The sequence below is a fragment of the Kribbella sp. NPDC051586 genome (assembly GCF_044453965.1).
In the GTDB taxonomy this organism is placed as follows: Bacteria; Actinomycetota; Actinomycetes; order Propionibacteriales; family Kribbellaceae; genus Kribbella.
On the sequence record NZ_JBITDF010000002.1, the window covers coordinates 767,692 to 781,334 of the forward strand.

The window sequence follows — 13,643 nt, forward strand, 5'->3', positions numbered from 1 at the left end:
GATGTTGCCCACAAGGGCCGTTCAGTTGTCATCAATGGTGAATCGGTCCCGCCGCGCCGGATAGCCGCTGCCCCGCGCCGCCCCAGCGCTGCGCGATGATCTCGGCCGCGATGCTGACCGCGGTCTCCTCCGGTGTCCGGGCGCCGAGGTCGAGACCGATCGGGCTGGCCAGCCGGGCCACTTCCGCCTCGGTCAGTCCGGCCTCCCGCAACCGCTTCAGCCGGTCGTCGTGCGTCCGCCGCGATCCCATCGCACCGATGTAGGCGACCTGCGGCAGCCGCAGCGCGACCTCCAGCAGCGGTACGTCGAACTTCGGGTCGTGCGTCAGCACGCAGATCACCGTCCGGTCGTCGATCCGGCCCGCCGCGGACTCCCCCGCCAGGTAGCGATGCGGCCAGTCCACGATCACTTCGTCGGCCGAGGGGAACCGGGACGCGGTAGCGAACACGCCGCGCGCGTCGCACACGGTCACGCGGTACCCGAGGAAGGACCCCAGCCGCGCAACCGCCGCCGCGAAGTCGATCGCGCCGAACACCAGCAGCCGTGGCACCGGCGCGTACGACGAGACGAAGACGCGCATCCCCTCTCCACGCCGTTGCCCGTCCGGCCCGTACTCCAACGTCTCCGTGCGCCCGTTCGCCAGCAGTCCGCGCGCGTCGTCCAGCACGGCGTCGTCCGCCCGCTCCGAACCAAGACCACCCGCGGTCGGCCGGCCCTCCGGCCGGACCACCAGCCGGCGGCCGATCAGCGAAGGGTCGGGATGGGCGACCACGGTCGCGACTGCGACCGGTTGTCCTGCCGCGATGTCGGCCGCTATCTCCGCCAGTTCCGGGAACGAGTCCCGGTCGACCTTCTCGACGAACACGTCGAGGATCCCGCCGCAGGTCAGCCCCACCGCGAACGCAGACTCGTCGCTCACGCCGTACCGCTGCAGGACGGGCTCACCCGACTCGAGCACCTCCTCGCCGAGTTGGTACACCGCGCCCTCGACGCACCCGCCCGACACGCTGCCGACCGCCTCCAGACCGGGGCCGACGAGCATCACCGCGCCCGGCGGTCGCGGGGCCGACTCGAACGTGGCGACAACGGTGCCGACGGCAACCGATTCACCCGCGTCCCACCACGCCAGCAACCGGTCCAGGACATCACGCATCGGCGACCACCTCCAGAAGCTCCGCGAAGCTGGTCAGGCTGTGTCCGGCGACCAGATCGTCCAGGTGCGGAAGGACGGCGACGATCCCGGCCTGCACAGGCTCGTACCCGGGCTTGCCGCGGTGCGGGTTCAGCCACACCACTCGATGCGCGAGGCCGGCCAACCGCTGCATCTGCGCCCCGAGCAACGTGGCATCGCCGCGCTCCCACCCGTCACTGCACACCACCACGACCGCGCGCCGCGCCGTACCTCGCTGACCCCAACGATCCAGGAACACCTTCAGCACCTCACCCAGGCGGGTCCCACCGGACCAATCCGGTACGACGTCGCCCGCCGACCGCAACGCGAAGTCCGCATCGCGCCTGCGCAGTGCCGTGGTGACACGGGTCAGTCGCGTGCCGATGGTGAAGACCTCCACCGCGCGCGGTGCTTGCTGGACCATCGTGTGGGCGAGTCGCAGCAGGCTGTCGGCGTACGGGCGCATCGATCCGGAGACGTCGATGAGTACGACGACTCGACGGGGCCGGACGCCGCGGCGGCGGTAGTGCACGCGGCCCGGCTCGCCGACCTGCCGGAGCTGCGCGCGCAGCGTCCGCCGCGGGTCGACGTCGCCCCGATGCGACGGGCGGCGGCGGGTGGCTCGGCGGACCGGGGCTCGGGGGCGGAGCGTGCCGAACAGGCGGGCCAGCTCGGCACGGTCGGCGGCGGACAGGTCGGCGACATCGCGGTGCCGCAGGACCTCGGTCGTACTCGCGGCGACCTTGAGCGTGCGGTTGCCGTCCACACCCTCGGTCCCGTCCCCGAGCGCGGCCTGCACCGAGGCTTGCGGAGTACGGCGGACGACGCCCCGCGATCGTTGACCGGAGAACCAGCCGGCGAACACCTCGTCGTACCGGGCGGTGTCGTCGGGACCACTGCAGAGGGCGGCGCGGCCGGCCCAGTACACGTCGGCGGTCATCGTCGCGTCGAGGGTTGCGACCGCCCGCAGGAACAGGTGAACCCGGTCCGCCGTCACGGGCAGCCCGGCATGCCGCAGCGCCGACGCGAACCCAGCCAGCGCGAGATCGGGTTCCGCCGGCACGACCTCGCGTTCTCCCATCGTCAGCTCGCCAGCAGCCGGTCGAGGGCTTCGCGGACGCGGTCGGTGTCCTCGCGGTACTTGAGCACGGCGCCGAGGGTCGCGGCCGCGGTCTCCACGTCGAGTACGTCGGCGCCGAGCGCTTCGAGGGCGCGGGCCCAGTCCAGGGTCTCCGCGACGCCGGGCGGTTTGAGCAGGTCGAGCTCGCGGATCCGGTGCACCGAGCGGGCGACCTGCTCGGCGAGGCGGGCCGAGACCTCGGGCAGCCGGGTGCGGACGATCTCCACCTCTCGGGCCAGGCCGGGATGGTCGATCCAGTGGTAGAGGCAGCGGCGCTTCAGCGCGTCGTGCACCTCGCGGGTCCGGTTCGAGGTGAGCACGACGATCGGCGGCACCTCGGCGGTGATCGTGCCGAGCTCCGGGATCGTCACCTCGTACGTCGACAGCACCTCGAGCAGGAAGGCCTCGAACTCGTCGTCCGCACGGTCGATCTCGTCCACGAGCAGCACGGCAGGGCTCTCGCGCAGAGCGCGCAGTACCGGCCGGGAGAGCAGGAAGCGCTCGTCGAACAGGCTCTTCTCGACCTCCTCCACGACGGCGTCGGAACTCGTCGCCTCGACGGTCCGCAGGTGCAGGATCTGGCGCGGGAAGTCCCAGTCGTAGAGCGCCTGGGAGGCATCGATGCCCTCGTAGCACTGCAGCCGGATCAGGTCCAGGTCGAGCGCCTCGGCGATCGCGGCCGCCAGTGAGGTCTTGCCGGTGCCGGGCTCGCCTTCCAGCAGCAGCGGCCGCCGCAGTGCGAGCGCGAGATAGCCGACCGTTGCCAAGCCCTCTCCGGCGAGGTATCCGGTCGCCCGCAGACGCTCGGCCAGCTCAGCCGCCGAGCCGACGGCACTCACTCCTTAAGCATTCACCTACTTTGCCGCGCTGCCAACAGTCAGCCATGGCCTTTCGGTAGGTCGTCCGGCGTGTCGGCGTCGGCGCCGTCGCCCACGTCGTCGCAGGCCACCAGTTCGACCCGGTGCGCCCGGAGGTACTCCCGAGCACCCGCGTCAGCGTGCGCCGACGCGATCACCCCGTCCCAATGCGCCCGCCCGATCAGCACCGGATGGCCCGGCGACCCGTCGTAGGTCGCCCGCGCGAGGGCGTCCGGGCTCGAGCGCTCCAGGACCCTCCGGACGGCAGCACTCGTCAACCCAGGAAGATCCACGGGCACCACAATCACCGCCTCAGCGTCCGCAGCACCCACGGCGGTGAGTCCCGTTCGGAGTGCGGCGCCCATGCCCTCGTCCCAGTTGGTTGCCTCGACAACCTCGACCGGTTCGTCCGACACGACCGCCCGCACCTGGTCCGCGGAGGCTCCGACAACCACCACGACCGGTGAGCAGCCCGCCTCGGCGACCACCCGCGCCGTACGGACGACCCACGGCACGCCGTCGCCGTCGCGGATGAGCGCTTTCGGCGTACCCATCCGGCGTCCCGCTCCCGCCGCGAGTACGAGGCCTGCGATCTTCACGTCAGGAGCGTACTGATTTCACAGTTCGAGCAGTCACGGGCATCACGCGGTCATGGGCGGCAGGCGTGGCACGATGTCTGACGTGACGACGATCGCAGACGGTTCGAAGGCCCTTCCGTTGCTGTTCCTGGGGCAGAACACCGACCCGCACTCCGAGCGTGGAGTCGAGTGCCCGGGAGCGCTTCCGCCGGCGTCCGACCCGGATCTGGTCGAGCGGGCGCTGAAGGCGAAGGCAGCGCTGGGTGACCGGGTGTTCGTGCTCGGGCACCACTACCAGCGCGACGAGGTGATCCAGTTCGCGGACGTCACCGGTGACTCGTTCAAGCTCGCCCGCGACGCGGCCGCGCGGCCGGACGCGCCGTACATCGTGTTCTGCGGCGTGCATTTCATGGCCGAGTCCGCCGACATCCTCACCAACGACCAGCAGACCGTGATCCTGCCGGACCTGGCGGCCGGCTGCTCGATGGCCGACATGGCCCGCATCCAGCAGGTCGAGGCCGCCTGGGACGCGCTGGCCGACGCCGGCGTCGCGGACGTGACCGTGCCCGTCACCTACATGAACTCGTCCGCGGACATCAAGGCGTTCTGCGGTCGCAACGGCGGCGTCGTGTGTACGTCGAGCAACGCGGAGACCGCGCTCGGCTGGGCCTTCGAGCGACCGGGGCGGCGGGGCGGGGAAGGAATCAAGCGCAGCGAGAAAGTGCTCTTCCTGCCGGACCAGCACCTCGGCCGTAACACCGCGGTACAGCAGATGGGCCTGAGCCTCGACGACTGCGTGGTCTACGACCCGCACAAGCCGGGCGGCGGGCTGACCCGCGAGCAGCTGGCCGCGGCGAAGATGATCCTGTGGCGCGGGCACTGCTCCGTGCACGGCCGGTTCACCGCCGAGTCGGTCGACGACGTCCGGTCGCGGGTCCCCGGCGTGAACGTGATCGTCCACCCGGAGTGCCGCCACGAGGTCGTTACCAAGGCCGATCTGGTCGGGTCGACGGAGTACATCATCCAGACCCTCGAGACCGCGGAGCCCGGTACGTCGTGGGCTGTCGGCACCGAGCTGAACCTGGTGCAGCGGCTGGCGAAGGAGCACACCGACAAGAACATCGTGTTCCTCGACAAGACGGTCTGCTACTGCGCCACGATGAACCGGATCGACCTGCCGCACCTCGTCTGGGCGCTCGAGAATCTCGTCGCCGGCCACGTGGTCAACCCGATCAAGGTCGACGCCGACACCGAGAAGTACGCGAAGCTGGCCCTCGACCGGATGCTCGCACTCCCCGGCAAGACGGCCCGCGACTAGAGCGTGGGCGCCACGCCCTCGTAGCCGACGGCATCGATCCGGGCGACCAGCGGCTCGAGGCCGGCGATCAGCTCGTCGATCTCGTGCTGCTCCAAGCAGTCGTACGCCGGGGCGGCGAGCCTGTCCGTGACCGCCTCGATGTGGTCCTTGAGCTCACGCCCCGCGTCGGTGAACTTGTCCGATTCGTCGACGAGGCCGCGAGCGCGCAGACCGTCCACCACGGCGGCGAGTTGGTCGTTGTCGAGCGGGCCCAGCCGGCCGTACTCGCGCGGCGTCTGGCCTCCGTCGATGGCCGCGAGTACATGCGCCTCCTGGCCGTCGATGCCGGCGGCCACCAGTGCGATGTTGTGGCCGTCGCCGCGGTGCTCGCGCAGCAGCGTCGCCGCATGCCACAGCTTGGCGACCGGCTCGTCCGGGACGGGAAGCGACCGCAGCCCGGCGTACAGGATGCGCCCTTCCATCGGCGCGTTGGTCGCGGCACGGATGGCGAGGTCGGCCGCCCTGGCGAGCTCGGGGCGGTCGGCCAGGTCGCCGAGGATGCGCCGTAGCGCCGCGACGCAGCCGTCCCGGTTGGCGGCGAGTGCGGCCTCGGGGGTGGCGACGTCCCAGCAGCTCGGGATGCAGGCGGCGACCTCACCGGGGGCGAAGTTGTAGAAGAGCGCATCCACGACCTCGGCCGGGACCCGGCCCAGCGGCGCGGACCGCGAGGCGAAGTACCCAGGCCAGTAGCCCTCGTAGCCGAGTGCCTGGAGCGCGTGCATCGCGTCGTCGGCCATGTAGGCGACGAGATGGATGGGTTCCAGCAGTTGCCGCGTCAAGCGGTTGGCGACGGCGTCCTTGGTGCTGGTCGTCATGATGGTGGTCCTCCGGTGGCGGACCGGCACGTTGCCGGTCTCTCACCTTCGCTACGATCCCGCTCGACGCCGTTCGACATCGGGCCCGAAAATATCTTCAGTGCGAGACGCGGGCCGGGGCGTACCACTCGGCGAGGATCTCCGGGAGCCGATCGGGACCCCAGCGGTCCACCGGCGTGATGCGGCCGCGGAGCGACGCGAGGCCCTTGGCCAGTCCACCGACCACATCGCCCTGCCAGGGAACGGTGACGCCCTCGTCGGGGCCGACGATGACGGCAGGACCACCGCGGTCCACGCAGACGACGGGGCAGCCCGAGGCGAGCGCTTCGGTGACCGCCCAGCCGGCCGCCTCCCGCAGCGCGGGGGCGATGAGCGCGTCGGCCCGGAACATCGCGGCCAGGACGTCCTCCCGGGGCAGCGCGCCCATGAACTCGACCCGGTCGCGGACCCCGAGCTGCCACGCGAGACCCTCCGCGCGACCCCAGTCGGGACCGTCACCGATGATGCGGAGCTCCCAGTTGGACGCCTCCGTCCTGGCCAGGGCGCTGATCGCGAGCAGCACGCCCTTCCACGGGATCAGCCGGCCGACGAAGAGCGCGGTCTTGATGCCGGGGGCACCGAACGGCTCGTACGGACCCGAGGCGGTGAAACGCCGGATGGCGACGTTCGGCTGGACGACGATCTCTCGCGCGTACGGCTTGAACGCCGCCGCGACGTCGTTGTTCTGGGCAACCATCAGGTCGGCGATCTGCGCCATCCGGCGTCCGGTCAGTCGACGGCGCAACCCGGTGTACGCACGGCGTACCAGCTCCCCCACAACGCCGCGCGGACCGAGCCAGTGCGACATCGCGAGCGGCGCGGTCGTCGATCCGCCGACCGGTCCCCAGATCACCTTCGCCGATGACGGCTCCACCACGCCGGCGCCCATCCAGTCCACCGCGAAGGTCAGGTGATGGATCACGTCGAACGACTGCTCCACCTGCAAGCGTCGCGCAGTACGCCGGGCCAGGCCCTGCCACAACGGGTAGTACCAGTACACGTCCGACGGCCGGCGCCGCAGCCGCAGGATCCACCGCGGCATCTCCAGCGGTACGACGGTCAGCCCGGGCACCGGACGGACGTCGAGCTCCGCGGCGATCTCGTGCGCGAACTTGCCGCGGGTCAGCAACCAGACGTCGTGGTCCCGCGCCGCGGCCTTCGCCCAGGCCCAGCCGGCGCCCGGCTCGGACCCACCCGACGGCCGGCAGGCGTACGCGCTGAGCAGTACCTTCGGCCGGCCAGGCATCAGCTCATCCCCTCCAGAAGCCTGCGCAGATCGGTGCTCGAGGTGGAGGCGGTGTACGGGAAGTAGTGCACCTGTGCGCCGACGTCACCCAGCAGCCTCTCCAGTCTGGTCCCCTTTTCGGTTCCCTTCCAGTCGTCACCCTTGAAGAGAACGTCGTAGCGCAACTGCTTCCACATCTCGAACTTGTCGCTGGACCAGTCGCTGACGACTTCGTCGACGAGGTCGAGCGCTCGAATGACGTCCATCCGCTCCTGGTGCGGAACGACCGGCGGACGGCCCTTGATCCGGGCCACCACGTCGTCCTCGACCACGCCGGCGATCAGGTGGTCACAGTGGTCCCGGGCCCGGCGCAGGATGTTCAGATGCCCGATGTGGAACATGTCGTAGACACCGGGCGCATAGCCGACGATCGCCATCAGGCCGGCACCCCCAGCACGGCCATCTCGCGGTACCACTTCGCGACCGCGGCCGCGAGGAAGAGCAGGTTCAGCACGAGCAGGGCGCCGTACAGCGCGACGAACAGGGTCGGTGTGCCGAAGGCCAGGAAGACCAGGCACAGCACGCCGTAGTCGGTCGGTGCGATGAGCAACGACTTCAGCACCGAGTCGCCGCGGGCGTTCGGTTGCGCTGCCGCACCGTGCCGCCGCCGCAGCTGGTCGATCAGGATCAGCCCGAAGAACAGCACCGACGACATACAGACGTAGGCGAGCGGGACGAGCAGCACCAACTCGTTGTCAAAGGCATCGAATCGGTAGAACGAGATCAGGACGGCGCTGTGCAGCAGCACGATCTTGACCGCGTCGATCATGTGGTCGAGCCACTCACCCAGCGGCGACCCGCCACCGCGCAACCGGGCCAGCTGCCCGTCCGCGGAGTCGAGCCCGTAGCCGAGCACCAGCAGCAGGGTCACCGCCAGCGCGAGCAGGAAGGACGGACGCACCGTTGCGACCAGCACGATCCCCACCAGCGAGCAGAATCCGGATGCCAGGCTCACCTGGTTCGGCGTCCGCCGTCCGAGGAACGCGGCCGCCGCGAACACCCGGCCGATCCGCCGGTTCACGAACCGCGAGTACGCCGGTGTGCCGGCCGACGGCTTCTGCGCCCGGGACAGCTGCGCGACCGTCTCCCGCAACCCGCTCATGCGACGGAGCTGCGCGACTGCCGCTGGTCGATCGCGGCGCGCAGGATCGGGCTGCGGGAACCCCGGCCGGCCGGCAGGACGGTGATCAGCCCGGGCGGAATCCCGTCGAGCTCCTCAACGCCCAGCACGCCGTCGGCGCCGCTGGCAGCGAACACGGTCTGTACCCCCAGTACGCCGGTCAGCCACTCCGTCCGTACGTCGTCAACGGCAACCACTTCGTCGACGCACCGCAGGTGCTCGACGATCTGCGCACGCTCGAGCAGCGGCACGAACGGCCGCGCGCCCCAGGCCTCCAGCGCCCAGTCGTCGGACAGGACTGCTACCACCAGCCGGTCGCTGTGCCGGCGCGCGCGCTCGAGCACGTCGACATGACCGACGTGGAAGAGGTCGAAGACCCCAGCCACACATCCGATCCGCGGCACCCTGGCCAAACTGCCATCCCCCAACACGAAGTCCTGCGATCTTTCCGGCGCGACGCCACCCCCTGCGTCCCGCGTGACTTTATACCCGTGGTGCACGACGCGCCCAGGATCCCCGCGGCGTCCGGCCGCCGTCGGCGTGCCGGGCGATCGCATCCGTGTAGATCCTCTCCGTGGCCACCAGGTCACGCTCCGGAGTGAAGCGGTCCAGGTACACCTGTCGGGCTCGTGCGCCGAAGGCTATCGAAGTCTCGGGATCAGTCACCAACCCGATCGCCTTCCGCAGTCCCTCCGGGTCGCCGGGCACGGTCAACGCGCCGGTTTCTCCGTCGTCAACAAGCTCCGCGAGCGCACCGAGCCGGGAAGCAACCACCGGGACGCCGTGCGCGAACGCCTCCACCACCACGAGTCCGAAGCTCTCATACGAACGCGCCGGTACGACGGCGACGCGCGCGGACCGCAGTAATTCCATTCCGTCCGCCCACGGTCGTTGACCAAGCACCTGAACGGACAGGTCTTTGCGGGCCCGCTCCTCGGCCTCGGCCCGCAGCGGACCGTCGCCGACCACGACCAGCTTCCCGAGCGAGGAGTCCCACGCCCGCAGGAGGTCGGCGAAACCTTTGTCCTCGCTCAGCCTCCCGAGGAACACGACGCCGTCGCCGGCGCCGGAGCGCACCGCACCGGAGTGCGGCACGGCGTGCGGCTTGACCTCGAACCGCTCCGGGTCGAAGCCGGCCGCGGCGTACCGGTCCCGAACGAAACCGGACGGCACGACGAACGTGTCGACGTAGCGCTGCCAGGTGTGCAACGTGTTGTGCACGCCGATGCTCGTCGCCAGCGGCAACGTCTGTACCCGGGACTCGCGGTAGCAGCTGTGCCGGATCGCGGCCAGCGGAAGCTTGCCGACGCACGACTCGCACGGCCGCCCGTCGCGCTGCAGGACCGCGTTCGCACACAGCAGCCGGAAGTTGTGCAGCGTCGCGACCACCGGCAGGTCCAAGCGGTACGCCGCCCACAGCACCGAGGCGCTGAACAGCGGAAAGGTGTTGTGAACATGCACCACATCGGGCCGCTGCGCTTGCAATAGATGTGTTAAATCGCGTTCCGCCGAAAATGACCAGACGGAGCGAAACGGTAACAGTGCGCGATCTTTCCGGCTCAATTGCGCGATGTCGTCGCTGTTTCGGGCGTAGAGGTCGATCTCATGTCCTGAGTTACGCAATAAATCAACCGTTTGCGCGACGACGGTGTTCTCTCCACTGGGTTGACCGGTCCGGTAACGGTTGTGCAACATGGCGACCCGCATGGCACTACCTTAAGTCCCGCCCTCGTCACGCAACTGGCTACACCTGGTTTCCCGCTCCCAGGAGAGTGCATTGAGGAAGTTGTGGTTCACAGCGCTCATCGCTGCCGCGCTGGCCGTCGTTACAGTCGCGATGCCCGTGATCGCCAACGAGAACAAGGCGACGACCGCGGCCAGGTCCGTGACCGCCGAGCAGGCCGCGTCCCGGGTCCTCCCGTCGCACCGGCCGGGCAAGGCCACCACGACTCCCGGCAAATCCCAGCCGAAGGCCACCCGCACGACCGGGACCCCCACGAAGAAGCCCGGCGCGACGACGACCCCCACCAAGAAGGCGACGACCACACCGACCAAGCCGGTCGAGCCCAAGCTCCCCACGACCCCCAGCGTGGATTCGGACGAGGCAGGCCCGGCCGTCGCCGGTCCGTGTGTCGGCACGGTGATCGAGCCCGGCGACGATGCGCAGTCGATCGTGAACTCCAAGCCCGCCGGTACGACGTTCTGCTTCGCCGCCGGCCTGCACCGGATCAGCGAGACCATCCGCCCGAAGGCGAACCAGGTCCTCGCCAGCGCCAAGCGCGCCGTCCTCACCGGGTCGGTCCCGCTGACCGGCTGGGCCAGGTCCGGCTCCGCGTGGGTGGTGCGCGGCGCGCTGCCGGCGGCGTACGGCAAGAGTGGTGAGTGCGAGGACAACAAGGCGAACATCTGCTACCTGCGGGAGCAACTGTTCCTCGACGGCGTCCACCTGACCCGGGTCGCGAGCGTCTCGGCGGTCAAGGCCGGCACGTTCTACGCGGACTACGCCGCGGACGCGATCTACCTCGGCAGCAACCCGGTCGGGCACGCGGTGGAGATGTCGAAGACGGCAACCGCGATCGAGTCCGGCGCGACCGGTGTGGTCGTCCGCGGCCTGACCATCGAACACTTCGCCAGCGCACCGCAGGCCGGCGCACTGGTCTCGGGACCGGGCTGGAAGGTGACGGCCAACGACGTCCGCTGGAACCACGCGGTCGGCGTGATGCTGGTGCAGGCGAACAGCACGAAGGTCGACAAGAACCTGATCCACGACAACGGCCAGCTCGGCCTCGGCCAGTACAGCTCGGCGGCGGCAGCCGTCACCCGCAACATCATCAGCTCGAACAACACCGACGGCTTCTGGATCGCCGACTGGGAGTCCGGTGGCATGAAGTCCACCCGGTCGTCCGGCACGGTCAGCGGCAACGTGATCAAGTCCAACAAGGGCATCGGGATGTGGGCCGACGTCGCCGACGACGGCCGGGTGATCAGCGGCAACCAGATCGTCGGCAACGCCGCCGACGGCATCCGCTACGAGATCAGCCGCAACGGCACGATCGAGGGCAACACGATCACCGGCAACGGGTTCGGCACCGGGCGCGGCTCGGGTACGTCGCTGTGGGACGGCGGCGGGATCAACATCAACACCTCGTCCGGCATCACGGTCAAGGGCAACAAGGTCTCGGGCAACGTCAACGGCATCACGATCCAGTCCCGGACCCGCGGTGCCGGCCCGTGGGGCACCTACCTGCTGCGCGACGTCCAGGTCACCGGGAACACGATCGAGATGACCGCCGGCACGCAGGCCACCGGCATGGTCCAGAACGCCGGGGCCGCCGTACCGGCCGGCGAGGTCGTTTTCAGCGCCAACAAGTACGTGCTCGACGACCTCGGCACACAGCGGTTCTCCCGGTTCGGCACGAAGCTCACCGCGGCCGGCTGGCAGTCCGCCGGGCTCGATGCCGTCGGCACCTTCCTTGCGAACTGATCGCTTGCTCACCGCAACATGTTTGTGCGCTACGTATTGCCATGACTACGTGAAGTAGGGGTAATCTGCGAAGCGAAGCCGCGCCATGGGGGGTGCGCTCAGGGCTCACCTGTGCCACCGGAGGCTCCGCTATGAAGAGAGCAGTTCTGGCAATAGTTGCAATCGGCACCAGTCTGGTTGCCCCTGGCCCCCTGCCCGCGCAGGCGGCCATGAAACCGGCGACGCCGGCGACACTCGCGACACCGCCCGCTGACGGCACGTTCCGGACCGGTCCCGCGCTGGCGCCCGGCTGCAGCGGCGTCACGATCAGGACCACCGACAACGCCGCCCAGGTCGTCGACGACTGGCCCGCCGGTACGACGTTCTGCTTCGCGGCCGGCCTGCACCGGATCTCCGAGCCGATCCATCCGAAGGCGGACCAGGTGCTCGCCAGCGACGACGGCGCCGTACTCACCGGGTCGGTCCGGCTGACGAAGTGGACCCCGTCGAACACCGCCTGGACGACCACCGGTGTGCTGCCACCCGCGTACCCGCAGACCGGGCAGTGCGAGGACAACAAGACGAACATCTGCTACCTGGCCGAGCAGGTGTTCTACGACGGCAAACACCTGACCCGGGTGGCGTCCCGCGACAAGGTTGCCCGCGGCACCTTCTACGCCGACTACGCCGCGAACGCCGTCTACCTCGGCGACAGCCCGGCCGGTCACGCGGTGGAGATGTCCAGCACGCCGAGGGCGATCGAGCCCGGCGGGAACAACGTGATCGTGCGCGGGCTGACCGTCGAGCACTTCGCCACTCCCCCACAGGGCGGCGCGGTCGTGCTCGGTCTGGGCTGGCAGGTCTACGCGAACGAGATCCGCTGGAACCACGCCATCGGCGCGATGCTCCAGAACGCGGACAGCGCCGTACTGGAGAAGAACTGGATCCACGACAACGGCCAGCTCGGCGTCGGGCAGTACAGCACGCTCAAGGGCACGATCTCGGCCAACGAGATCAGTGACAACAACACCGACGGTTTCTGGATCGCCGACTGGGAGTCCGGCGGCGTCAAGACGACCTGGTCGAGCGGCGGGTCGGTGGCCGGCAACCTGATCCAGGACAACCGCGGCATCGGGTTGTGGAGCGACGCGTACGACGACAGCCGGACGTTCAGCAACAACCAGATCGTCGGCAACGCCGCGGACGGGATCCGCTACGAGATCGGCCGCAACGGCGTGATCGAGGGCAACTCGATCAGCCGCAACGGGTTCGGCACCGGGCGCGGCTCGGGTACGTCGCTGTGGGACGGCGGCGGGATCAACATCAACACCTCGTCGAACGTCCAGGTCCGGGACAACGTCGTCGCGAACAACGTGAACGGGATCTCGATCCAGTCCCGCACCCGCGGCTCCGGCCCGTGGGGCACCAACCTGCTCCGCGACATCGTTGTCTCCGGCAACCAGGTCACGATGCGCGGCGGGACCACCGCGACCGGCATGGTGCAGAACTCCGGTGCGGCGATCCCGTCCGGCGAGGTCAGCCTGAACGACAACGTCTACATCCTGGACAGCCTCGCCGCCGAGCGGTTCCAGAAGACCGGGCAGTGGTACACCGCGCAGCAGTGGCGGGCGGCCGGTCAGGACACGACGAGCGCGTTCACCATCGGCAAGGCGATCCTGGACGCGACCGGCGTCCTCACGATCCTGCCAACGAACTAACCGCCCCCCGCCATCAGGTTCCCCTGGGCCCGGTGCTTGTAGCCACGTTGCAGAGGCGGCTGACGGGTTGTTTGGCCGACGGCGGGTTGTTGGGCGCCATCGATGAAACAACCCGTCAGT

The 13,643-nt window shown here is 69.6% G+C and carries 13 protein-coding genes; 3 read left to right on the plus strand and 10 right to left on the minus strand.

From position 1 onward, the window contains the following. Positions 1-31: 31 nt before the first annotated feature. The 4 genes from ACIA58_RS14055 to ACIA58_RS14070 are packed head-to-tail and all read right to left on the minus strand — an operon-like array spanning position 32 to position 3,747. Positions 32-1,153, minus strand: a complete 1,122-nt coding sequence (locus ACIA58_RS14055) for an XdhC family protein (protein ID WP_396404030.1) — start codon at positions 1,151-1,153, stop codon at positions 32-34. After that, a complete protein-coding gene (locus tag ACIA58_RS14060; RefSeq protein WP_396404031.1) occupies positions 1,146-2,252 on the minus strand; it encodes a VWA domain-containing protein in 1,107 nt (368 codons plus the stop codon). The genes ACIA58_RS14055 and ACIA58_RS14060 overlap by 8 nt, the downstream gene beginning before the upstream one ends. A 2-nt stretch (positions 2,253-2,254) precedes the next feature. Continuing rightward, positions 2,255-3,130, minus strand: a complete 876-nt coding sequence (locus ACIA58_RS14065; protein ID WP_396404032.1) for an AAA family ATPase — start codon at positions 3,128-3,130, stop codon at positions 2,255-2,257. Between the two features lie 38 nt (positions 3,131-3,168). Continuing rightward, positions 3,169-3,747, minus strand: coding sequence for an NTP transferase domain-containing protein (locus ACIA58_RS14070; RefSeq protein WP_396404033.1), 579 nt, complete (start codon positions 3,745-3,747; stop codon positions 3,169-3,171). Between the two features lie 73 nt (positions 3,748-3,820). On the opposite strand from ACIA58_RS14070, the gene nadA reads away from it, so the two are divergent. After that, on the plus strand, positions 3,821-5,044 hold the full coding sequence (gene nadA / locus ACIA58_RS14075; protein ID WP_396404034.1) for a quinolinate synthase NadA: 1,224 nt from the start codon (positions 3,821-3,823) through the stop codon (positions 5,042-5,044). On the opposite strand, the gene ACIA58_RS14080 is transcribed toward nadA, so the two are convergent. The 6 genes from ACIA58_RS14080 to ACIA58_RS14105 form a co-directional block, all read right to left on the minus strand. Next, a complete protein-coding gene (locus ACIA58_RS14080) occupies positions 5,041-5,898 on the minus strand; it encodes a MarR family transcriptional regulator (RefSeq protein WP_396404035.1) in 858 nt (285 codons plus the stop codon). The two genes, nadA and ACIA58_RS14080, sit on opposite strands and share 4 nt — an antisense overlap. Before the next feature lie 97 nt (positions 5,899-5,995). Next, entirely contained in the window at positions 5,996-7,183 is a 1,188-nt protein-coding gene (locus tag ACIA58_RS14085) for a glycosyltransferase (protein WP_396404036.1), read from the minus strand. Continuing rightward, positions 7,183-7,599: an adenylyltransferase/cytidyltransferase family protein gene (locus tag ACIA58_RS14090; protein WP_396404037.1), complete on the minus strand. Its 417-nt coding sequence runs from the start codon at positions 7,597-7,599 to the stop codon at positions 7,183-7,185. The genes ACIA58_RS14085 and ACIA58_RS14090 overlap by 1 nt, the downstream gene beginning before the upstream one ends. Then, entirely contained in the window at positions 7,599-8,324 is a 726-nt protein-coding gene (locus tag ACIA58_RS14095) for a CDP-alcohol phosphatidyltransferase family protein (RefSeq protein WP_396404038.1), read from the minus strand. The genes ACIA58_RS14090 and ACIA58_RS14095 overlap by 1 nt, the downstream gene beginning before the upstream one ends. Continuing rightward, positions 8,321-8,728 (minus strand): adenylyltransferase/cytidyltransferase family protein, encoded by a 408-nt coding sequence (locus tag ACIA58_RS14100; RefSeq protein ID WP_396404039.1) that lies wholly within the window; start codon positions 8,726-8,728, stop codon positions 8,321-8,323. The genes ACIA58_RS14095 and ACIA58_RS14100 overlap by 4 nt, the downstream gene beginning before the upstream one ends. Before the next feature lie 97 nt (positions 8,729-8,825). After that, on the minus strand, positions 8,826-10,049 hold the full coding sequence (locus tag ACIA58_RS14105) for a glycosyltransferase family 4 protein (protein WP_396404040.1): 1,224 nt from the start codon (positions 10,047-10,049) through the stop codon (positions 8,826-8,828). A 70-nt stretch (positions 10,050-10,119) separates the two neighbouring features. Between ACIA58_RS14105 and ACIA58_RS14110 the strand changes: the two genes are divergently transcribed. Both ACIA58_RS14110 and ACIA58_RS14115 read left to right on the plus strand, forming a co-directional pair. Further along, entirely contained in the window at positions 10,120-11,826 is a 1,707-nt protein-coding gene (locus ACIA58_RS14110; RefSeq protein ID WP_396404041.1) for a right-handed parallel beta-helix repeat-containing protein, read from the plus strand. A gap of 131 nt (positions 11,827-11,957) precedes the next feature. Beyond that, positions 11,958-13,523 carry a right-handed parallel beta-helix repeat-containing protein gene (locus ACIA58_RS14115; protein ID WP_396404042.1) on the plus strand — a complete coding sequence of 522 codons (1,566 nt, stop codon included), beginning with the start codon at positions 11,958-11,960 and terminating at the stop codon, positions 13,521-13,523. The last annotated feature ends 120 nt before the right edge of the window (positions 13,524-13,643 follow it).